Annotated in this window: 20 protein-coding genes and 1 pseudogene; 17 read left to right on the top strand and 4 right to left on the bottom strand. The window is 70.7% G+C overall.

Translation table 11 applies throughout. The features are described 5' to 3' along the window. The first annotated feature begins 241 nt into the window (after positions 1–241). From ABT300_RS06870 to ABT300_RS06890, 5 genes and pseudogenes are all read left to right on the top strand, one after another. Positions 242–820 (top strand): DUF6262 family protein, encoded by a 579-nt coding sequence (locus ABT300_RS06870; protein ID WP_351672907.1) that lies wholly within the window; start codon positions 242–244, stop codon positions 818–820. Between the two features lie 34 nt (positions 821–854). Continuing rightward, entirely contained in the window at positions 855–1,274 is a 420-nt protein-coding gene (locus tag ABT300_RS06875; protein WP_351672909.1) for a hypothetical protein, read from the top strand. 167 nt (positions 1,275–1,441) lie between these two features. Then, positions 1,442–1,915 (top strand): annotated as a pseudogene (locus ABT300_RS06880) (ATP/GTP-binding protein); the annotation flags it as partial. A gap of 270 nt (positions 1,916–2,185) precedes the next feature. After that, positions 2,186–2,545 (top strand): hypothetical protein, encoded by a 360-nt coding sequence (locus tag ABT300_RS06885; protein ID WP_351672911.1) that lies wholly within the window; start codon positions 2,186–2,188, stop codon positions 2,543–2,545. Then, complete coding sequence (locus ABT300_RS06890) at positions 2,542–3,195, top strand: TniQ family protein (protein ID WP_351672913.1); 654 nt, start codon at positions 2,542–2,544, stop codon at positions 3,193–3,195. Before ABT300_RS06885 ends, ABT300_RS06890 begins: the two co-directional genes overlap by 4 nt. Here ABT300_RS06890 and ABT300_RS06895 read toward each other — a convergent pair. Beyond that, positions 3,167–4,363 (bottom strand): MFS transporter, encoded by a 1,197-nt coding sequence (locus ABT300_RS06895; protein ID WP_351672949.1) that lies wholly within the window; start codon positions 4,361–4,363, stop codon positions 3,167–3,169. The two genes, ABT300_RS06890 and ABT300_RS06895, sit on opposite strands and share 29 nt — an antisense overlap. Positions 4,364–4,401: 38 nt before the next feature. Between ABT300_RS06895 and ABT300_RS06900 the strand changes: the two genes are divergently transcribed. Together ABT300_RS06900 and ABT300_RS06905 are read left to right on the top strand one after the other, a co-directional pair. Beyond that, positions 4,402–4,998 (top strand): CGNR zinc finger domain-containing protein, encoded by a 597-nt coding sequence (locus tag ABT300_RS06900; protein ID WP_351672915.1) that lies wholly within the window; start codon positions 4,402–4,404, stop codon positions 4,996–4,998. A 91-nt stretch (positions 4,999–5,089) separates the two neighbouring features. Next, positions 5,090–6,898 carry a zeta toxin family protein gene (locus ABT300_RS06905; RefSeq protein ID WP_351672917.1) on the top strand — a complete coding sequence of 603 codons (1,809 nt, stop codon included), beginning with the start codon at positions 5,090–5,092 and terminating at the stop codon, positions 6,896–6,898. Here ABT300_RS06905 and ABT300_RS06910 read toward each other — a convergent pair. Continuing rightward, a complete protein-coding gene (locus ABT300_RS06910; protein ID WP_351672919.1) occupies positions 6,885–7,172 on the bottom strand; it encodes a hypothetical protein in 288 nt (95 codons plus the stop codon). The genes ABT300_RS06905 and ABT300_RS06910 overlap by 14 nt on opposite strands. 115 nt (positions 7,173–7,287) lie before the next feature. Here ABT300_RS06910 and ABT300_RS06915 point away from each other — a divergent pair, with 115 nt between their 5' ends. The 3 genes from ABT300_RS06915 to ABT300_RS06925 all read left to right on the top strand — a co-directional run bounded on the left by ABT300_RS06915 (position 7,288) and on the right by ABT300_RS06925 (position 10,546). Then, complete coding sequence (locus tag ABT300_RS06915) at positions 7,288–9,978, top strand: ATP/GTP-binding protein (protein WP_351672921.1); 2,691 nt, start codon at positions 7,288–7,290, stop codon at positions 9,976–9,978. Between the two features lie 65 nt (positions 9,979–10,043). Beyond that, on the top strand, positions 10,044–10,304 hold the full coding sequence (locus tag ABT300_RS06920) for a type II toxin-antitoxin system Phd/YefM family antitoxin (RefSeq protein WP_351672923.1): 261 nt from the start codon (positions 10,044–10,046) through the stop codon (positions 10,302–10,304). Next, positions 10,301–10,546 carry a type II toxin-antitoxin system RelE family toxin gene (locus ABT300_RS06925; protein ID WP_351672925.1) on the top strand — a complete coding sequence of 82 codons (246 nt, stop codon included), beginning with the start codon at positions 10,301–10,303 and terminating at the stop codon, positions 10,544–10,546. Before ABT300_RS06920 ends, ABT300_RS06925 begins: the two co-directional genes overlap by 4 nt. Before the next feature lie 100 nt (positions 10,547–10,646). Here the strand turns inward: ABT300_RS06925 and ABT300_RS06930 are convergent, their stop codons facing one another. Beyond that, positions 10,647–11,783 carry a hypothetical protein gene (locus tag ABT300_RS06930; protein WP_351672927.1) on the bottom strand — a complete coding sequence of 379 codons (1,137 nt, stop codon included), beginning with the start codon at positions 11,781–11,783 and terminating at the stop codon, positions 10,647–10,649. Between the two features lie 112 nt (positions 11,784–11,895). Here ABT300_RS06930 and ABT300_RS06935 point away from each other — a divergent pair, with 112 nt between their 5' ends. Next, a complete protein-coding gene (locus ABT300_RS06935) occupies positions 11,896–12,447 on the top strand; it encodes a hypothetical protein (RefSeq protein WP_351672929.1) in 552 nt (183 codons plus the stop codon). An 87-nt stretch (positions 12,448–12,534) separates the two neighbouring features. On the opposite strand, the gene ABT300_RS06940 is transcribed toward ABT300_RS06935, so the two are convergent. Continuing rightward, positions 12,535–12,852, bottom strand: coding sequence for a hypothetical protein (locus ABT300_RS06940; RefSeq protein ID WP_351672931.1), 318 nt, complete (start codon positions 12,850–12,852; stop codon positions 12,535–12,537). Positions 12,853–13,080: 228 nt separating this feature from the next. Between ABT300_RS06940 and ABT300_RS06945 the strand changes: the two genes are divergently transcribed. From ABT300_RS06945 to ABT300_RS06970, 6 genes are all read left to right on the top strand, one after another. Next, positions 13,081–14,616, top strand: coding sequence for a hypothetical protein (locus tag ABT300_RS06945; RefSeq protein WP_351672933.1), 1,536 nt, complete (start codon positions 13,081–13,083; stop codon positions 14,614–14,616). 241 nt (positions 14,617–14,857) lie between these two features. Further along, on the top strand, positions 14,858–15,979 hold the full coding sequence (locus ABT300_RS06950) for a hypothetical protein (RefSeq protein WP_351672935.1): 1,122 nt from the start codon (positions 14,858–14,860) through the stop codon (positions 15,977–15,979). Next, positions 15,976–16,200 carry a hypothetical protein gene (locus ABT300_RS06955; protein WP_351672937.1) on the top strand — a complete coding sequence of 75 codons (225 nt, stop codon included), beginning with the start codon at positions 15,976–15,978 and terminating at the stop codon, positions 16,198–16,200. Before ABT300_RS06950 ends, ABT300_RS06955 begins: the two co-directional genes overlap by 4 nt. 133 nt (positions 16,201–16,333) lie before the next feature. Then, on the top strand, positions 16,334–17,995 hold the full coding sequence (locus ABT300_RS06960) for a hypothetical protein (protein WP_351672939.1): 1,662 nt from the start codon (positions 16,334–16,336) through the stop codon (positions 17,993–17,995). A gap of 458 nt (positions 17,996–18,453) precedes the next feature. Then, positions 18,454–18,657 (top strand): hypothetical protein, encoded by a 204-nt coding sequence (locus tag ABT300_RS06965; protein WP_266477774.1) that lies wholly within the window; start codon positions 18,454–18,456, stop codon positions 18,655–18,657. A 185-nt stretch (positions 18,658–18,842) separates the two neighbouring features. After that, complete coding sequence (locus tag ABT300_RS06970) at positions 18,843–20,648, top strand: hypothetical protein (protein WP_351672941.1); 1,806 nt, start codon at positions 18,843–18,845, stop codon at positions 20,646–20,648. The last annotated feature ends 205 nt before the right edge of the window (positions 20,649–20,853 follow it).

Below are 20,853 nucleotides of genomic sequence, written 5' to 3' on the forward strand. Positions count from 1 at the left end.
TCATGTGACACCAAACTGCACTCTCTGCGTGGTTCCTACTCGACCCCCAAAAGGCCCTGGCCGGCCTCGGCCTCCTCGATGACGCCCTCGCCCTGGACCTGCGCAAACCCCAGGACTACTTCCACCGCGTGTGGTCCACCGCCTTCCGCGCCACCGACCTCGCCGACGCGGGCAGCGACGAGCCGGACGAGTACAGCGATACGTGCACAGCCGACGGCGACGACCCCGAACAGGACGCTGCATGAACACCGTCACCACTCCAGACCCCCGCACCACGGCGGCCCTGGCCGCCCGCCGCCGCAAAACCGAAGCCGCCCTGGAACGCGTCCACCAGGCCATCGCCCGGCTCCGGCGCGAGAAAGCCCAAGTCAGCGTCGCCGCTGTCGCCCGCCGAGCGGACGTCTCGCGCACCTTCCTCTACGACAATCCCCAGGCCAGAACCGCGGTCGCCGCAGCGATGAAACAGGCCGGCGAACGCCGGACTCAGATGCTCGCTGAACAGGACGACGAGCGCGAGGCGACCTGGCGCGAACGCGCGCTGAACGCCGAGGAAGCCCTCAAGGCCACCCACGCCGAGATCCTCACCCAGCGCACCCGCATCAGCGAACTCCTCGGCCAGATACGCGACTTGGAAGCCGAGTGGACCCAGGAAGCCGTTCAGCGGATCACCACCGAGAACACCACTCTCAAGCAGCGGGTCCGCCAGCTCACCACCGACAACCGCACCCTCGACGAACGGCTCAAGGCCGCCCGCTCCAACCTCCGCTTCCAGGACCGGCGAATCGCCGACTTGGAGGTCCGGCTTGCCGGAAATCAGTAGGCTCGTCATCCGATCTTAAAGGGGGCGGTGACCAGTGGACCTGGACGACGTACTGATGACGGTGAAAGAAGCCGATGGAGTGGCTGTCCTCACCGTGAAAGACCTCCGCGATGCGGCAGGGGCCCAACGGGCGGGATCCAACGTAATGGAACGTGTGTCGGAAGCCCTCAACAGTGAGAATCACGGGCATCTGCCTCGGCGTCTACCCACTCGCGCCGACCAAAGAGTTGTCGTCTTCAACCGGGCCAGCCGTCTCGGCATGATCGTCTACTTGACCGTCAGGGCCATCGCCGCTGAAGACCTGATCAGGAACTACGAACACCTCGGCGACACCGAAGCCGCGGCCACAGCCACCACCAAGGCAGACGACATGCTGAAGGTGTTCACGATCCTGCGGAACATCGCCGCGCCGACGGGCCCCACCGAGGTCCAACCCCTGCCCGCGAACTCCTGAAAATCATCCAGACAAACCGCCTCGGCCCAGCCATCGCACCGGTGGCTGGGCCGCTTCACGAGTCCGCCCAGCCGGCAGCGGCATCGGCCTGGATCTGCCGTCGCGGACATGTACTCTATGAATCGTCGCAGTTCAGAGCCGACATACGAGCTCCTGCGGTCGGTAAAGTCGACGAACTCCACAACATCTCGCTGACAAGCCGCCATGGCGCCGAAGTCGCCGACACCCTCAAGTACTTCTCCGAGCGCATCCCGGCCACGTTTATCTACGCGGGCATCGACATCGAGCACAGCAACCTGCTCTCGGGAACCCGCGGCGCGCAGATCGCCGGCCGGTTCACGCTCATCCCGACCCACCCGTTCCCCTACGGCGCGGAATGGAAGGGCCTGGTCGCGACGCTTGAGGAGACCTTGCTGCTGCACGAGCACCAGCGCGGCACGCTGGTCGCTCTCGACCGCTACCTGCACGACCGGACCGGCGGCATGATCGGCGCCCTGTCCCACGCGATCCGCGGGGCCGCGATCGACGCGATCCTCACCGGCACCGAGAAGATCACGAAGAAGTCCCTCGCGGTGATACCGCTGGATCACTCCGCCCAGGCGGCTTCGTCCCCGGCCAAGGCGGCGGTGACCAGGCGGTGACCAGGGCTTCTACCGAACGCCTCGCCGAGCTTCCGGTCGATGTCCGCCCCAAGCTCGGCGAGAGCACCGATTCCTACGTTCGGCGCCTGGCCCGCGCCAACCACCTCAAGCCCAGCGATCTGCACTGCTTCCTCGCCGGACCGCCCAACTGGTTCGGGAAGCCGCGGATCGAACGGCTCGCCGCGGTCTCCGGCCGCTCCGGCTGCCCTGCAACGGGCCCTCTCGGACGCCAGCTCCGCCCGCGGCCGGGCGAAGCCCACCCCCAGAACCTTGCGCATCCAGACTCACAAGGCCCTCAAGCAGGGCAGCCTGGACATGACCCTGCTCATCCAATACGACGCACTTGGGGGCGGCGCGACTGTCCGGGAGATCGCAGGGCGATGGAATGCTCCGCGCTGGCTGGTCCGCCGTGTCCTGGACTCCGCGATCTTTCCCGAACGTCAGACCCCCAGGAACCGGTCCGCCCTCACCGAGCCGGTCAAGGCACAGATCAACTCGATGATCGTGAACGGGATGGGCCCCAAGGAGATCTGGACAGAGCTGATGGACGTCCACGACATCTCGGTGTCCATGGGCAGCCTGCAACGACAGACCTCCCGACGGCACCCCGCAACGAGGCGCCGACGGTGACCGAGCACCTGCCTTTGCCCCTCGCACCTCTCCCCATCAACGTCCGTCCCCGGCTCGGCGAGAGCACCGACCACTACATCCAGCGACTCGCCCGCGCCAACCACCTCCGGCCCAGCGAACTCCTGCAACACCTCACACCGCCGCCCCACAAAACCGGCCGCAGGCCCCAACTGAGCCGCCTCGCCGCCCTCAGCGGACGCCCGGCAGACGTCCTGGAAAACACCCTCGCGGACGCCGGCCCAGCCGCCGAACCGACCCCGTCCGACCTCCGCCTTCAACACCACCCGGAGCTGCACGACAACAACGGCCACAACATCACGTCGTTGGTCAAGCACAACGCCCGCAGGAACAAGAACGGCCTGCGGCAGATCGCCGACACGTGGAAGATCCCGCTCTGGCTCCTCAGAAGGGTCCTCAATCCACGCTTCCCCGACCCGAAGCCCCCGCTGCGGGCCTCGATGTCGGAGGACACCTACCGCACGATCTGGGAGCACTACCTACAGGGCGCGACACCCACGCAGACCTGGCACAACCTCCTCGACGACCACGTCGACTGGATCCCACTGACCACCGTCACGAAGCTCTTCCTGCGCTTCTCGGAAGAGAACGACGCGGCCGAACTCAACGAGCGTGGCGCTCAGACGAGTTGACGGTTGCCAGCGGAATCATGAAGAAGGCCAGTGCCGCGAGGACCGCCGCACTCGCTGCGAGGACCAAGGCGCCTGGAAGGGACCAGGTCGCGACGGGTCCGGCAACCGCCGCCCCCAGGGCGAATCCGGTGATTTTCAAGCTGGCGCCGGTGGTGAAGATCTGGCCGCGCAGGTGTTCCGGGGCCTCCCGGTGGCGGATGGCGAACAGAGCAGCCAGTTGGGGACCTTCACCGACCCCCGCTATGAGTACGGCCACGATGAGCACGACGGGTGATCCCGCGGTGGCCAAGGCCAGCGCGGCAGCCTGGACCAGGGCGCTGGCCCAGATGATCGTGTCCGGGGCGACTACACGCGGAAACCGGGCGAGTACGGCGTTGGCCGCCAGGGCGGAAACCGCCGTGCAAGAGAGCAGCACCGCGCCGCGGCCGGCTCCGCCCAGGACACGCTCGCCCAGGAGCGGGATGCACGCCGTCAGCATGCCCTGGGCAACGCAGGAGACGACGGAGGTGAGGGTCGCCCGGGCCAGTGACGGTCTTCCGACGATGATGCGCATTCCGGCAGCAAGGTCGCTGATCACCGAGGTCGTCTGAGCGCCCCGCGCCCGACCGGGACGGGCAGGCAGCATCCACGCGGCGGGCAGCGCCAAGGCGATGAGCACCACGGAGACCACCACGGCCGACGGGGCTCCCAGCGCCTCCGCCACGCCGCCGGCGAGAGCCGGACCGGCCAGACTCGCCACGCTGAACGTCATGGCATCGAGCGCGTTCGCCCGGGGCAGGTGGTCGCCAGGCGCTACACGGGGCAGTTGGGCCGTCCATCCGCCCGACAGGGCCGGTCCCAGCAGCCCTGTCACCAAAGCGATCAGGATGGTGACGGCGAACGGCAACCGGCCGAGTCCCACGAGAATCATCCCCAGCCCCGCCGCATACAGGACGAGGGCCCCGGCCAGCAGGCGTCCCGGCCGTCCTGCTCTGTCGAGGAGCACCCCGAGTACCGGTCCCCCGACCGCGGCAGAGATCGTGATGCCCGCAAGCAGCGACGACGCTTCGACGGCCGATCCTGCCAGGGCGAATCCGGCCAGCATCAGCGCCGGTCCTGACATCTCGTCCCCGGCACGAGCTGCCACTGCTCCGGTGAGATACGAGCGGAGTGAGTAACGCTTTGTCATCAGCAAGACGTTACGGAGGTAACTCAAAACTCAGCAAGATGCGTTACATTCCACAGGTGCTCTCCAACAGCGACGACTGGTCCACCCGGCACTCCGTGCTGACCACGGCTCGACGGACCGCTGCCCTGATCAACGCTCTCGCTGTCGACCGCCCCGACCCGGCCGATGTCGCCGACGTGCTCCGCGCATACGGCGAGACCGACCCCATCGACCTCACCACCCGCGATGTCGCTGGGATGCGCGCAGCCGCCGTACTGCTGCGGCAAGTCTTCGCCGCCGAGCACGCCGACGGCGCCGCAGCCACCCTCAACCGCCTCCTGCAGGAACACGCCGGACCGCTCCGCCTGACCTCGCACGGCGGCGGCACCCCCTGGCACCCCCACCTCGACCGCGACGACAACGCCCCCTGGGACGAGTGGCTCCTCGCCTCATCCTGCATGGCCCTGACCGTCCTCGTCTGGGACCGCCAACGCCCGCCCGGCAGGATCTGCGCCTCACCCAGCTGCCAGAACGTCTTCATCACCCAAGGCAGCGGTCCGGAACGCCGCTACTGCTCACGCCGGTGCGCGACCCGCGAGCGAGTCGCAGCCCATCGACGCTCCCACTCCGCCGAGCAATCGAGCGACATCAAGTAGGGCGCCCAGGAGCCCACGCGACATCACTCAAACTTCGATGAGAATCGCTCAACCTTCGCTGCGACAGAACACAGATTATGAGGAGGGCCTGTTGGAGGCTTCGATAGCTCCCGCCGTTGCAGCGCAGCTGGGCGAGGCAGAGCATCAGCAGGTCCTCGCCGAGGGCTTACCGGCCTGGACCGAAGGCGCGGTCCGTCAGGACCGGCCGGTCGTCGTGCTCGTGGCCGGCCCGCCAGGGAGTGGAAAGACGACGCTGGCCGAACTGCTGCAGGCAGCCTTCGCGCGGCGCGGGGGCGCGGTCCGGATCGGGAGCGATCGCTACAAGCAGGCGCACCGGAGGTACCAGGCGTACCTCGAGGAGGACGTGCGGACGGCCGGGATGCTGGTGCGGCCGGATACACGCCGGTGGCAGGCGGAGGTCGAGGCGTATGCCCGGGCGGTTCCGCTGGACGCGGTGGTGGAGACCGCTCTGACGGACCCGCAGGAGATCCGGGCCGGCTCGGCCGCGTACCGGGCGGCGGGCTACCGGGTCGAACTGGTGGTGCTCGCCGTCGCCGAGGCCCTGTGCCAGCTGAGCGTTCTGGAGCGGTTCCTGGGCCCGGGCGGGGACGGCGGCGGCCGGTACGTCGGCTGGGACAACCAGGACGGTTGCGCGGCCGGCCTGCTCGAGCCCCTTCACGTGGTGGAGGCCGAGCACCTCGTGGACCGGGTGCTGGTGGCGCGCCGTGGCCTGCAGCCGCTGTACGACAACGAGCTGACCGCCGACGGGACCTGGTCACGGCCAGCGGCCGCGGCCGCCACGGTCCGAGCCGAGTGGCGACGTCCCTGGGACGCGCCCCAGTCCCGCGTCTTCCGACGTGAACTGGTCCGCGCGGAAGTACAGGTCCACGACGGGCGGCTGCCCGCGGACCGGCGCCTTGCCGTCTCCCGCGACGCCGAACGTGCCGCGGCCGCGGCCGAGCCGTTCCGCCGGATCGCCCACCCGCTGCCCGGACCGCCCGGCACCGGCTACCACCGCCTCAGCACGACCGAGCACCGCTGGGCCTTCGACGAGATGATCGCCCCCTCGCACCTGGACCGGGCCCTGCGCCGGGCCACCGCGCACCCGGACCCGGTCGTGGTCTACCTGGTGGGCGAGCCGGGTGCCCGGCAGCTGGAGGCGCGGCGGATGCTGCGCCGGGCGATGCGGCCGGGCACCGTCGTACTGGACCCCGATCTGCTGCGCGGCACCCACCCGGACCACTTCCAGCTCGTCAACGACCTCCCGAGGATGGCCGACGAGCTGGTCAGGCCGGATGCCGAGGACTGGCAGGCCGAAGCCGAGGCGTATGTCCGCGAACGGCGCGGCGACCTGCTCATCGAGGCCGACTTCACCAGCGCCGCCGACTTCGCCCTCAGTACGGCCCGGTTCGCCCGCGCCGGCTACCGGATCGAGGTGGTGGTCCTGGCCGGACGGGCCGCCGACAGCCGGCAGCGCACCCTCGTCGACCACGCCCGCGCTCTGGAACTGGACGTGGTCACCGCGTTCCCCGCTCCGGCCGTGCACAAGCGGGCCTGCCGGGTCGTCGCCGACGTCGTGGCGACCGCAGTCGCCGACCCGCACATCAGCGCGGTGCGGGTGATCGACGGTGACCACCGGGCGCTGGGCCGAGACCACACCGCCGTCTGGACTCTGGCCGCCGCCCGGCACCGTCCCTACACCCCCGGGGAGGCTGCCCGCTTCCACTCCGTCCAGCGGGCATTGCACCAGGTCCTGCCCCGACTGCGGAAGGAGATCACCGGCATCACGGCGCAGGCGCAGCCCCTGATGCCCTCCCCGTGGCAGGCACGGCCGGTGGAGCACCGGCCGCTCCCCGACCGCCTGCCTCTGCCCGCGGCCGGCTGGGTCAGTCGCCGCTGAGCTCCCTGAGCCGGGCGGCGTAGGCGAGGGCGATCTGCACCGTCTCGTCCGCGCCGGCGTCCTCCAGCCGGTCCAGGTCGTCCAGGGCCTGGTCCCGGGCTGCCCGCAGCCCGTCGACCGCCTCTGCGTCCAGGCCGCTGTCTCGGGCCTCGGTGAGGCGGGCGTTGTACCAGCGGATCACCTCCTTCACCACGCGCTCGGCCTGGGCCGCGTCTCCCCCGGCCTGGTGCAGGGGCTGCTGGGAGGGTTCTTCAGGGTTGGCAGAGCTGGACACGGCGATACCACCTTGGTCGATCCGACGTACGTGACCAGCCAATTCTCTGTGAGGAACCGTCACCATAGGCTCGGCGGGCATAGGTTGATCCGTAAGACGATCATCAGGGGGAGCCGTGGCGAGACGGGATCTGCGGGCGCTGTTCAGCACCAACGACCGGCAGCTGGAGGTCGGTGAGGCGTTCACCAACCGCCAGGGCCAGTGGCAGATCGTCCAGGCCGCGCTCGGCGAGCACCTGGCCCGCGTCACGGCCCCCGACTTCGATGTCGAGGACCTGGAGGCGCCGCGCAACAACATCCTCGCCTTCCACGGGGTCGGCGGCATCGGCAAGTCGACGCTGTCGCGCACCCTGGAGTCGGCACTCGCCGGCGCGGAAGGCCGTCCCGCCCGGTGGGGCGAGGCCGCCTGGCCCGCCCGCCCGGCGCTGCTCCCGGTCCGGATCGACCTCGCCCGCGCGGCCGGCACCGACTTCGAGAGGGTCATCCTCACCCTCCGCCTCGCCCTGGCCGCCCGCATCGGCAAGCCGCTGCCCGCCTTCGACATCGCGCTTCGCCGCTACTGGGAACACCAGCACCCGGGCGAGCCGCTGGAGGACTACCTCAGCAGCGGCGGCCTGGCCGCCCGCTTCGGCCGGGCACTGCCGCAGCAGATGCAGTCCGCGCTCAGTGACGTAGCCCAGGCCCTGCTGCTGCCCGGCACCGTCGGCACCGCGATCGGCCAGCTCACCGGCGCCCTGACCACCGCCCTGCGCGAACGGCGCCAGACGGTCCGGGCCCTGGCCCGCTGCGTACGCCTGGCCGACCTCCTGGACGCCAATCCCGACATCGACGCGCTCTCCTACTACCCGCACCTGCTCGCCTGGGAGCTCGCCCAGCTCCCCGCCGACCGGGCGGTCGTCCCGGTGGTGCTGCTCGACACCTTCGAGGACACCGGCACCCGCACCCACCGCGACCTCGAACGCCTGCTGCAGCGCCTGGTGTGGCTGATGCCAGGCGCGTTCTTCATCGTCACCGGCCGCAGCCGCCTGCAATGGGCCGAGGCGGCGGTGGAAGGCCAGCTCGACTACACCGGTCCCGCCGCCTGGCCGGGCCTGGCCGGACAGACCATCCCCGGCCCCCGCCCCGCCACCAGCCCGACCGCCGCGCCGACCCCCGAGTCACGGCAGGTCCTGATCGGCGACTTCAGCCCGGAGGACTGCGCCGACTACCTCGACCGCCGCCTGGTCCGCAACAACCGGCCCCTCATCGACACCGGCCTGCGCACCGTCATCGCCGAACGCTCCCACGGCCTGCCCCTCTACCTCGACCTCGCCGTACTCCGCTACCTCGAGCTCAGCCGCACCGGCCGTACCCCCACGGCCGCGGACTTCGACGCCGACTTCCCCGCGCTGCTCACCCGCACGCTCGCCGACCTCACCCCCGACGAACGCCACCTCCTGCGCGCCGTCACCCTGCTGGACGCCTTCGACCTCCCCCTGGCCACCGCCGCCGCGGGACTGCCCCACCTGTCCGCAGCCGCCCGGCTCGTGGAACGGCCCTTCGTGAAGCACGACGCCTTCGCCCTGTGGCCCTACCACCTGCACGCCCTCATCCGCTCCACCCTGCGCACCGCCGACGACGCCACCGACGACCGCTGGACCGACACCGACTGGACCAGGGCCGCCGACCGCGCGCTGGCCGCCCTCGGCGCGCAGTGGCAGGCCGGCAGCGGCCCGGACCGGCGCCTGCTGACCGGCTGCCTCCGCCAGGGCCTCGCCCTCGCCCGCGACCACCGGCTCGAGCTGGGCTGGCTCACCGACGCCGCCTGGGCCTACACCGACGACTACGTCTGGGAACCCCTCCCCCTGCCCGCGCGGGACAGCGGCGACGACGAACTCACCACCGCCGCGGACGCCCTGGCAGAACTCCTCTCCACCCTCGCCCGCCGCCAGCACGAACACCGCGCCACGACCGTCACCCGGCTCACCGCCGTCCTCGACACCGGCCTTCTGCCCGACGAACTCGCCGACATGGCCACCTACTACCGGGCCAAGGCCCACCGCGACCTCGGACACCACGACGCCTCCCGCGACGGCATGCGCCAGGTCGCCGACCGCGGGGGCCGTCTCGCCCCCGACGCCGCCCGCGGACTCGCCCACCTCGCCCGCGCCGCCGGCGACTTCCCCACCGCCACCGCCACCGCCCACACCCTCGGCTGGCCCGGCCGCGGCCAGCGCGTCCTCGGCGACATCCACTTCGCCCACGGCGACATGCCCCAGGCCGCCGCCCACTTCACCGCCGCCCGCACCGAAGCCGAAGAACACGGCAACCTCGGCGAGCAGGCCATCGCCCAGGCCAACCTCGCCCTCGTCACCGCCTTCACCGACCCCGCCCGGGCCGACGACGAGATCGCCCTCGCCGGCCAGCTCCTGGCCGGACTCGACCAGCGCGCCACCTCCCTCACCGCCCAGACCGCCGCCATCGCCCGCGACGCCGGAACCCCCACCGGACCTGAGCTGGCCAGCGCACTGCGCGCGGCGATCCACGAGGCCGGAATCACCGCCGCACACACCGTCCTCGAACTCGCCCTCGTCTTCCACCACACCGTCCGCGGCGAGCACGACGACGTCCAGGCCGCCATCACCCGGCTCCACGCCCACACCGAGACCGGCGACCACAGCTACTACCGGGACATCGCACACTGCCTGGCCGACATCCCCCTCCCCACGCCGTCCACCACGCTCTGGCTCGACGGCCCCGAGGAAGTCCGCGCCCGCTGGCACCAGCTCGTCCAGGACCGCCGAACCCACCTCGGCATCACTGAGTAGCGCCGACGCTGGACCATGCCGCAAGCCCGAAGGCCGAATGTGCACACTTCTGTAAGGTGGTGTGCATGACGGAGACGACCTACTCGATCGTGGAAGCCCGCGCCCGCCTGGGCGCCATCGCGCGCGAGGTCAGCGCCACCCGGGAACCGGTCGCCATCACCGACCACGGGCAGACCGTCGCCATCCTGGTCAGCCCCGCCGACGCCCTGGAACTGCAGGAACTGCGCGCGCTGGCCGCCTACCGCGCCCGCCAGGCCCGCGGCGAGAACGCCGGCGTCTCCCACAACGAGGCCTACCGCCGCGTGTTCGGCGGAACTGAGGCGTGAGCTACGAGGTCATCTGGGAGCCCGAGGCCCTCACCCAGGCGGAGCGATTCGCCAAGGACGACCCCGACGGGGTACGACAGGTGTTCACCGCCGTCGACCACCTCGCCGACAACCCCCGCCCCGACGGCGCGTTCGGCAGCGCCGACCTGCTGCGCATCCACGTCGGCACCTACCGCGTGATGTACGAGATCAACGACCAGCAGATCCGCGTCACCGTCATCCACCTCGGACGCGTGCGCTGACCGCACCCCCTACACGCGTCAAGCCGGGCTCCCGGTGATGCCCCGGGCCACCCGGCCTCACGTCTTCCGGCAGCCCACGGCCGCCGACGACTTCATCAAGCTACTGCGCCCAGGCCGGCAGGCGCGGCTGGAGGAAGTAGCCGACTTTCTTGGCGGCAATGATGGCCTCAGCGGCCGGGCTGTCGGCACCGACGGGGACGTGCGGGTAGACGCAGTCGATCAGGTCGTGCTCAGTGGCGTCGTCGGCCCCGGATCCGGTCACGGCGCAGGTCGGGCGGTTGTATTTGCTGGCCTCGGTCCACACCCCGGGCCAGTCCGGGTGGTGCTCGGTGATGTGCACATCGCAGTGCTGGCACTGGACTTTCTGTTCCTTGCCGGTGAGCTTCCCGGCCGGGCGGGCATGGGCTGCGTCGAGGACGTGGCCGACCCGCTGCAGGGACTCACCCCCCAGTCGGGAGCGCCCGCACACCGGTCCGTACTCGCTCTCCACGCTGACCAGCACGCCCGGCCAGTGCGGGTGCCGGTCGGTCACTGGTGCACCGCAGCCGGCGCACGCGCGGGCGGACAGGCCGTGCGCGCGGAACAGGGCGAAGGTCTCCTCCGGCAGCGTGAAGTCCAGGCCGTTTCCGGGGCCGTCGGCGAGCGGCGCCAGGTCGAACAGCGCCATCTCGTTCTCCGCCAGGTCCACGTCCTCCCAGGTCCGCATCCCGGATGCCGGCACGCTCTGCGCCCAGCCGATGCGCGGCACGCTGGTGGTCGACGGCCGGCACACCACCTTGAGTCCGGGGTGACGCAGGGTCTCGGGCACGTACGCGGCCAGGGCGTTGCGCAGCTGCTGTACGGCCTGGTCCTGGTCGTCGGCGTCCAGCCAGCTCGTTTTCACCAGCTCCCGCAGGGCCTGCCGCGGGTACAGCGCCACCTCGTACCGCCAGCCGTCCGCGTCTTGGCACAGGGTCCGTTCGTACTCGCCGGAATCGTCGAAGGAGAAGCACGACAGAACCCCGCCGGCCTTCTCCGCCGCCGCGACGGCCTCGTCGACCGTCGTGTAGCTGTCGATGAAGTCGCCCCACGGCGTGGCCATGGGCCCGAAGAGGATGTCGTCCATCGACGTCACCTGGGGCAGGCCGGCCGCCACGGCCGCGAACGTGGCGGCAGACCGTGACGCCGCAGCCTTGCGCTGCTTGGCCTGCTTCGCGTGCTTGGCCGCCCGCTTCTGCTGCGCTCTCTTCCCCATCATGCCCACCTGTGTGTCGAAGTTGCCCTGCTCAACGAGACAGGCGGGACGTGCGCGGTGGGCTAAGCGGGGAAGCGGCGGTGTCCGTCCGCGTGGCGGGCCTGTTGAACACGGTATGCCGTCCTCACGCCCCCGCCGCCGCACGCCGCGGCCGCCAGCTGTCACCCGCCCCCACGCTCCCCTGACCGGCGAGTTCGCCGCCGACCCGACCGTGTGTCATCACGCCTACCAGGTCGCGATCGACTTCGGTCTCGTGGCCGTCGACGCCATCGCCGACCTTCTCCCCCAGGAGGAATCTCTCGCCCTTGCCCAGCGCATGGGGTTCTGTGACTGCGGCCGCCTCACCCTGGACGACGACGACCTCACCCGCCGGGCTCTGAGCACCGTGGCCGCCGCCAACATGACTGCCTGCCAGGCCCTGCTACTCGCCGCGATCGACTACGCCCACCGCACCTTCGGCTGCGCCGGGCTCAGTGCCCTGATCCACGAACTCACCGAAGGCCACCGAGCGACCTTCGAGCCGCCTGCACTGACGGCCCTCCTGGACCGCGTCCGCGCCGCCCACCGTGCCGAACATGGTCACGCCGGCCACAGCCGGGTCCCCGACGCGGTGATGTGGCCGCGCACCGCCGCATCCTCCATGCCAGAGCTCATTCCGCATCCCTGACCTGCGGCACGGCAACGCCAGCGGGGTGATCCAGCCGCACCGCCGCTGCTGGCCTCTCCTCATGCCGATGTCTGAACGGCGCTCCGTTCAGTCCGGAGTGCGATGTTCGTCGTCCAGGTGGGCCATGGCGTAGCCGTGCTCATCCGGGTGGCGGGCGAGGCGAGCCATCACCCACGCGGTCTTCGCGTCTATTCCCTCGCCGAAGTCGGCGGCCAGGCGCCGCGCCTGCCACGTCGTGCGCGGGGCGAGCACCCACCGTACGAGCGGGAACCTGACTCTCCCCTTGCCAGCCGCCGTCGGGCCTGACCCGTCAGGGGAGTCGGCGGAGGGGAGATGAGCATGGGGCACGATCGCGAGTGTGGCGATGAGCTTGGCCGCCGCTGCCGTCATCAGGTCGGAGACCACCGAAACGGGCGGTGCTGGCGGCGTTGTGGTTGACGCCCCATGAGCGCGGCGGCACACGACGAGAAGCCCTCACCGGCCGGTGAGGACTCCCGGAAAGGTCTGAACGGGGCGAGTTCACCAGCCTTCGCCCCTGTGCCGCATACGGTGGCCTCGCCGCCCGCACACACCGCCCGGCACGGCGGGAAGCGGCGGCAAGCATCGCAGACACAGGACGGGAGGAAGACCGGGATGACGCAGGCCGCGGTGAGCGAGCTGGACGAAAGGGTGCCGGGACGCCGCTGGACGGTACGTCTGGACGCCGCCGGCAGGGGCAGTGCGGCGGTACGCATCTCGTGCAGCCGCCCCGCCTGTGCCGAGCAGCGTCTTCCGTCCGCGGCCGTCGGCCGTATGGCCGCGGTCGCCCACCTCAAGGCCCACCTGCGCGCCGCCCCCGCACCCAGGGCCGGGGCGTATTGCGCGTGCAGGGCCGCCGGCTGCCACACACACCTGCCGGACACCGACCGGCACGCGCGTTCCGAACCCTGGCGGTGCGGCGGGCCGGTCGTCCTGGCCGTGATCACCGACCGGGAAGGACGCTGGTGGCACGCCATGGAGTGCTGCTCGCGGTGCGCGGCCGCCACCCCCGGAGCCAAGACCGCGGCCACCTCCAAGGTGCCCGAGCCACAGACCACCGACCGCCTGGTCCCCGCAGCCACGGGCGCAAGCGCGGGTGCGCCGCAGTTCTCCGACCACCAGGCCGCCGCCAGGACTGGGGCTCCGGCTTCCCGTTCGGTACCTGCACGGCGCCGCCCACCACAGGCAAAGATCGCCCAGCGGATCATCCCCCACAACCTGCGGCCCCTCGCCTTGCGAGACGAACTCATCGAACTCGGTGACCTCTTCCGCGCCTATCAGCAGCGCACCGAGCCTGACCTGGCGCTCCTCGCCGACCTCCAGGAGCGCAAGGCACGGGCTTTCACCACCTGGGCGGACGTCAGCGGCATCATGAGCCTGCGGCTGGAGGCCCGGCGCGCCGAGCAGGCCGCCACCGCTGCCCGCTTCCAGCACCAGCAGCGCACCGGCGGCATCGCAGACAGCGACGGGCCGGCCGTGCCGCGCCTGCTGACCGTGCCGACACAGGGGGACCACGCGCGCTCTGTCCTCGAGTACGTGGCCGACCACAGCCCGCTGCCCGGCCCGGAGGCACGGCTGCTGGTGCTGATGCTGACCCTTCGTACCGTGCACACGGGCGCTGGCAACCTCGTCGGCCAGGACCTCACCGCTCTGGGCCTGACCGATCCGGAGGGCCTGGTCGAGAAGCTGACCGGCTGCGGCTGGCTCACCCTGCCCGGCACCGCCGAGGACCTGCTCGGCTCCCGGCCGGAAAACCCCACCCCGATCACGGTCCCCTCCCTGGTGCCCCACGAGGACAAGGCAGGCCCGTTCACCTTCGGCAAGAAGATGCGGCCCAAGCTCTCCGGCTGGGCCCAGAAGGTCATCTCGGACAAGAAGCTCCGCAAGACCAAAGCCGCCGCCAGCACCCGGCTGCTCGCCCTGACGCTGGCCACCCAGACCGACGCCTCGGGGATCCTCGGTCCCGGCGGCCAGGGCATCGCCCTGAACACTCTCACCACCTGGGTCCCGGTCGCTTCCGGCGAACTGCAGCACCTGGTCGACCAGCTGACCGCAGCGGACTGGCTCGCCAATGCCGCCCTCACCGATGCCCAGCTCACCGGGCAGCTGACCGAACGCGTGCTCCCGCTCACCTGTCCCCTTGGGGCTTGACCTTCAGGACCCGTCCGAGTGAACCGGTGACGGTGTCGTCCGTCCCTGGCCGTGGTTGTGCTGGATGCTGGTCAGAACTGGCCCGAGGCGGGCCACGTTCCGACCGCCGCCCGATCCGGCGTACCGGAATGCAAGGAGCGTGGCATTGCACCGGCCTGCACCACCGTGATCACACCCAGCAGCTCGTCAGTGTTCGCCGGCGTGCCGGGATCGGGCCGAGGCGCGTCAGGAAGGCACTGTCGTGAGCAACCGCTCCTCGTGGGAGTCCCGCAAGCTCCGCTACTGGACCGAGTGCACTGGGCAGTCCCGCCGCGCCGGCCTTCGAACCAGCCACCCGGCGCCTGCGGCGTCGCCGGCGCAGGCGCGGCTGGAGAGCCGCGTCCTCGAGCAGCTGGGCACCTCCCCGAGTCTGTGCGCGCACCCCTTCGGCATCGCCTCACTGACCAGCGCCGCCACGTCCCTCACCCTGCACCTCGACCCCTACATGAGCGAAGAGCGGTACTCCTTCCCCGAGCACTGTCTGAGTCGTCTGCTGCCCGCGACTCCCGCACCGGGCAGCGGGGACGATGTGCTGGGCATCCCTGGCCTGCGGGTGAGCGGCATCGAGGCCGGCGGCCGACAACTGCACCTGCACACGGTGAAGGACCCCAGGCAAGCGGCAAAAATCGTGCTCGTTCTGCCCCGCGGGCTGGCAGAGGGCTGGGCCGACATCGAACGCCGGCACCGGCACTGGTACGAAGACAACGGGCTGCGGCCGCTGTGGACGACCCCGCACATCGAGCCCGTGGAATCCCACTACCTCAACGCCTACCCCCTGACGGAACGCTCGCGAGCCAGACGGGCTGCGGTGGGCAGCGCTCTGCTCCGACGTATCGCGCTCTTCCACACCGTCACCGCGTTCTACCGTGTCCAGTGCTGGGACGACGGCGACAGCTGGAAGATCGACGCCCGCACCGCCCACCCTCGGGCTCTGTGGCACGACCAGCTCTTGCAGAGGCTGTGTCACCCGCGCTGGGGCCTGCCCATGCACTGGCCCACCGGTTCTGCCACTGCGCCGGACCGGACGCCCCCTACCAGTGGGGCCACACCTGCGCCTTCTACTTCGACAGCCACGACGAAGACGACCGCATCTATCTCCGCGTCCACGCCAGCCCCGAAGGACGCGACTACGACCAGCAGATCGAGACGCTGCGTCAGGTGGGAGCATCGCAGGACTGGATGGCCCGAGCTTTTCCACCGCGCGCTGTCCAGCACCACGACCAGCAGCAAGCGGAAAAAGTGCGGTAGCGGCAGGTTCGCTCACCGACCGAGGGAAGACGGCTCATGCCTGGACCTGATTTGCCGCCGGCGGCGGATCCGATGACCGTGGAAGCGTTGCTCAGCCGGTGGCCCACCGGCGCGCAGAAGGTGGAACTTCTTCACGGCGTGCTCATCTTCTTCGGCGACTTCGACGAACGTGACCTGGAGACGGCGCGGCGTACCTACCCGGGCCGTCGTCCGGTGCTGAATGCCGACCGCGGCCTGGAGGTGCATCCGGCCGGAGCGGGTGATCCGACGCCCCTGCTCACGCAGGAAGGCGGGTGATCCATCAACGCCCTTGGGCTCCCGCCCGGGAGTGGAACGCTGGCCCGGGCCGTTGTCAGTGGCCACCCGTACTCTCGCCTTGGGGCTATGACGGTTCTGAGCCGGAGGCATGATGGTCAGGGATTCACGCCGTGTGCAGACAGCGGTGCTCGACAACGCCGACTCCGAAGATCCCGTCGAACTTCCCACCGACGCGGTCGATCTCGAGTTGTTCCGCCGGGGCCACGTGGGCCGCACCTTCTGGTGCGGGGTGTGGCTGGGCGGCTGCGGAGGCCGGCTGACGACCAGGCTCTGCACGGACAAGATCTGCCACTTCGCGCACGTTCCAGACCCCGATGCCCCCGACTCCCCATGCCGCAGGACAAGTACGAGGTCCTCCGGATCAGGCAGCGCCGACCACCTCTACGTCAAGGCCGCCGTGGCTGACTGGATGGCCCGTCACGGCCTCAGCGGCGACACCCGCATCCTGCGCGACCCGGCCGGAGAAGTCAGGCTGGGCGCCCAGATCACCGCAGAGCCCAGCGGACACAAGCCCTTGCGCTTCATCCTCGACCCCTCCGCGCTGCTGGTGCCCGGCGAGTTCGACGCCAGCACGGTGTTCGGCCCGGGCATCGAGCCGGAGCCGCGCCTTCTGCGCGAGCAGGGCTACGTGCACCGGGTGCGCTGTGTGTCCGAAGGGGCGCACCGCAAAGTGCAGTTCGGCACCCAGAGCAGCGACGGCGCGGTCGACTGGTACGACTTCACCGCAGACAACGTGCAGCTCGCGCCCGAGGGGCTGTCCACTCGGGCAGCCACGGAGATCCGGCGCCGACGCACCCACACCGTGCCGATCGGTACGCACGCACGCGACCTCACCGCGAAGCCTCCCACCGCGTCCACGTCGGCCACGGCAGTACCGGACACGCCTGAGGACCGCACCGAGCTGGTGAAAGCGCTGCGCGAGGCCCTGACCGGCCGCGCAAGCGTGACGCCACTGCAACGCTGCCTGGACCGGCTCGAAGCAGCCACCCGGCAGGGAGCTACCGCCCAGGAGAACGAACTCATGCGGCAGGCCTCCGACGTGCTGCTGCGCCTGCGCCGCGGCGTCGGCGCTGCCGCACCGGCCCGGCCACAGCGCGAGAAGCCGAACCGCCCGCTCCCCGCACCCGCCGCTGCCGCAGCGCCTGCCGGGAAGACAAGCACCCGCCCGGCGAAGAACGGGCCGCGCCAGGAGCGGCAGGCCCGTCGCGCGGCGGTCCGCCAGGCGAGGAACATCCTGCAGCGCCTCACCCAGCCCGTGCCTCTCTCCGACGCCGAAATGCAGCAGATGGGAAGGGACCTCGCCGCGGCGCTGAATACCGCCGGGGACAAGCTTCTGCCGAGCGAACGCCGCAAGGCCCAAGCCTGGATCGACCACCCGACCCAGCCGGAACCCGCCCGTACGCCCTTCGAGCGCCATGCCCTGGCCCCGGACCACCTGCGCTCCGCCGCCACCGCCGTGCGCGGGGCGCTGAAGAAGGCCGCCCGTGAGCAGACGGCCACCAGCTGGAGCAGGCTGCAAAGCCAGCTCGGCTCGGCACTGCCCCGCATGACCGCTGCCGAACGCATCACCGTCCTCACCCTCGTCGACCAGGAGACGCCGAAAGACCAGCCTCTGCTGTCGAGCCTGGTCGCCGCAGGTGATCCCGGCATGGCGGCGTCCTACCGCGAGGTCGCTGCCGCGCTGGGACTGGAAGTTCCCGCAGACGACGACGAACTGCGTGACGTCCTGGAAGCCGACGTGCAGCAGGTCCACCACCACTGGCGCCACCAGTAAGCGCGCGGCCCCAGGCCCACCTGGACACCACGCACCAGGCAGCTGGCCCAGCCCACCCCGACAGCCAGCCGTCGGCCTGAACACGTGTGCGTGTCGCGGGCGTTGGTGCGCTGTTCTTCCACTAGAGTGCGGGGCGCGTGCGACATGCGCGAGCCTGGGATGCCGACGTGTCCCGGGTCGGCCGACAACAAGGCGCCCCGAAGAGGGCTTGAGCCTTATTGCGCTGTCTGAGTGGCCCGTTGCAGGGCTCGTGGCTGATGCCGCGAGAGCCCGATTGTTGAGCCCACGACCTCCTGCTTCCGAGCTCACCGGGATGAACAGCCATAGAGCGGCCCTGGCAAGGCATCGAGACCAGTGAACGTCGGCACGGCCTCAGCAAGACCCCACGTAGGCAACGTGGTGGTCGGGCTGAGAGCCGTGTGCCCCAGGTCCGGCCACCGGAAAGGTCATCCGGACCGTTGAAGTTCAACCCGTCGTTCGGCGTCAAAGTGCTGCTGGTCGTGATCTGCGCCCTGGTCTCGATAATCGTGGCCACCGGCGCTGGAATCCTCACCTACACCACCGGAGTCTCCCCGGCCGAAGCCGTCCTGTCCGCAGGAGGCGCCTTCGCTGTTTCCATGACGCTCGGGCTCACGACGCTGGCCGTGCTCGGCCTCGTCTGATGGTCGGCCCGGCTGGTCTCGCGAAAGCGGACCAGCCGGGTCCCTTCACCTACGCCCCTGAGCGATCTGACGGCGCAATTCACCGTTCGGGGCCGGTGGGCGGCCGTCGCCGCGTAGCGTCACCCCCAGCTATGCAGTGACCAGACGGTCACACAGGGTCGCGCAGCCTGGGAGGGCCGAAGAGCATGGTGAACGCCGGGACGTACTGGCTGTGGCAGCAGCTCGCCGTGAACGAGGCGCTGCCGGACGAGGCGCTCCCCACGGTGGTCGAGGCGCTGTGCTCGACCTCCCTCGCCCCCTACGGCGTCGACAGCCGCGGCGAGGAACGCCGTGCCAAGGCCCTCGCGGACGCACTGCCCGTCCTGCTCAGCCGCGTCACCCGCCCCGGACTGCGCCGCCAGCTCCTTCAGCAGGCCGACGACAAGCAGCTCGACGAACTCGCCGGCCAGGGCGTCGTCGTGGCCGGCGACCTGCCGACGATCCTGCGCACCCACCGCCCGACGCCGGGCCTGGTCATCGGCCTGGCCCGCCACCCCGACCAGGTCGACGCCGCGATCGGCCTGCTGCCCGGCATGCACGATACCGACCTCGAGGACGTCGTCACCGACTGGGACCCCAACCGCCACCGGTATCGGCCGGACGCCGAACCGGCCCCTCCTATCCCCCCGGCGCTCTTCGACGCGGTCCTGGAGCACGCCCTCACCCCGCTCGCCCGGCTCCTGAAGGACCCGCAACACGAGGAATGGCAGTTCGCGCAACGTGTCGACCGGGGCCTGCCCCACGAATTCGGCGAAGGCGCTCCCTGGCGCATCCTCGCGACCTGCCCCGACCGCTGGCACGACCTGGTCGAACACCCCGCCCTCGGCACAGCCGTCCAGCACCTCCTGCTGGACCAGGCCGAGGTGGAGACGCGCCGCAGCCGCATGATGGCGTCCAGCAGCTCCTCCCTCACCGCAGACATGGACGACGGCCCGGCCGAACAGCCCGAGCCAGAGCCGGCGCTCGACACCGCCCTGCTGCGGGCCTGCCTGCCCGCCCTGTGCCTGCCGGAGATGGCCGGCCTGCCCAAGCCGATCGTGAACGCCCGCCACCGGCTCCACCACATCGCCAACCGGGTCCGCTACAACCCCCGCCTCACCGACATCGCAGCCGCCCAGTTGCAGGCGGCCGCCGACGAATGCGTCCGCCGCGGCCGCCTGCTCACCTCACCCCGCAACGACGACCACAAGCACCGGGCCATCGCCATCGCCGAGGACCTGGCCCTGCTCAGCACCAACCCCACGCACCTGGCCAAGGCCTGCGCCCTGCTGGCCACGCTGGAACAACCCGCCGTCGTCGCCACCCCGCCCAGCCCCCGCCTCGCCCGCATCATCGCCGACACCGACCTGCTCAGTCCGGTCCGCCTCCTGGAGCACAACTACCAGCACCGGCGGGTCGCCGCACTGGCCGCACTCGCCGGCAACCCGCACACCCCGCCGGCCGCGGTCACCGACACGCTCCCGACGCTGCACCCGCTCGAACTCGCCTGGATCGGCCACCAGAACGACGTCCCCAAGTGGCTGCACACGGCCGCGGCGGCCCTCGCCCCGGCCGACACCAACGAAGCCGTGCTGCGGCTGCTCACTGACGAGGAGCTCGACCGCCACCCCGACCCGGCCACCGTGCTGCAGTCCTGGCTCGACGCCCCCGAATCCGAAGGGTTCTGGTCACGCCGGGACGTCTACCGTGCCGTCCTCGACTCCCGTCACCGCACCCTCGATCACCTGCGCCAGCTGCCCGCAGACGAGATCCTCACCCGCAGCGAACCCCACCTCGCCATCCCCCACCTGCTCGCCCTCTGCGGCACCCAGCCGCAACGATGGAGCACCCTCCTCCAGGCCCTCGACTACGGCCCCACGGACGAAAAGATCACTTTTGGGGAACTGCTCGACGGCATCCAAGATCCCGCCCCCGCCCGGGGAGCGGCTCCACTGCACGAGACCCGCTCATGAAAGGCGGTGGTGTTCCAGGAGGTGAGGACCAGCGCCGGCCTCATGACCTGATTGGTCAGGCCGCGCTGGCGGGGCGGGCTACGACGACACCGTCCGAGACGGCCTCAGGTCAGGGCTTCGGCATAGTCAGACCTCGTCCTTTTTGATCATGTGAGGCCGAGATGGGCGAGGGTGCGGGTTTGGTCCCTGGCTGTGTGGCGGAGGC

The sequence above is a fragment of the Streptomyces sp. NPDC001027 genome (assembly GCF_040299045.1).
Lineage (GTDB): Bacteria > Actinomycetota > Actinomycetes > Streptomycetales > Streptomycetaceae > Streptomyces.

Coding starts and splice junctions, on each gene's coding strand:
- ABT300_RS06935 (WP_351672929.1), top strand. CDS start 11,896: ATGCCGTCCTCACGCCCCCGCCGCCGCACGCCGCGGCCGCCAGCTGTC.
- ABT300_RS06945 (WP_351672933.1), top strand. CDS start 13,081: ATGACGCAGGCCGCGGTGAGCGAGCTGGACGAAAGGGTGCCGGGACGC.
- ABT300_RS06920 (WP_351672923.1), top strand. CDS start 10,044: ATGACGGAGACGACCTACTCGATCGTGGAAGCCCGCGCCCGCCTGGGC.
- ABT300_RS06930 (WP_351672927.1), bottom strand. CDS start 11,783: ATGATGGGGAAGAGAGCGCAGCAGAAGCGGGCGGCCAAGCACGCGAAG.
- ABT300_RS06970 (WP_351672941.1), top strand. CDS start 18,843: ATGGTGAACGCCGGGACGTACTGGCTGTGGCAGCAGCTCGCCGTGAAC.
- ABT300_RS06895 (WP_351672949.1), bottom strand. CDS start 4,363: ATGACAAAGCGTTACTCACTCCGCTCGTATCTCACCGGAGCAGTGGCA.
- ABT300_RS06900 (WP_351672915.1), top strand. CDS start 4,402: ATGCGTTACATTCCACAGGTGCTCTCCAACAGCGACGACTGGTCCACC.
- ABT300_RS06955 (WP_351672937.1), top strand. CDS start 15,976: ATGACCGTGGAAGCGTTGCTCAGCCGGTGGCCCACCGGCGCGCAGAAG.
- ABT300_RS06870 (WP_351672907.1), top strand. CDS start 242: ATGAACACCGTCACCACTCCAGACCCCCGCACCACGGCGGCCCTGGCC.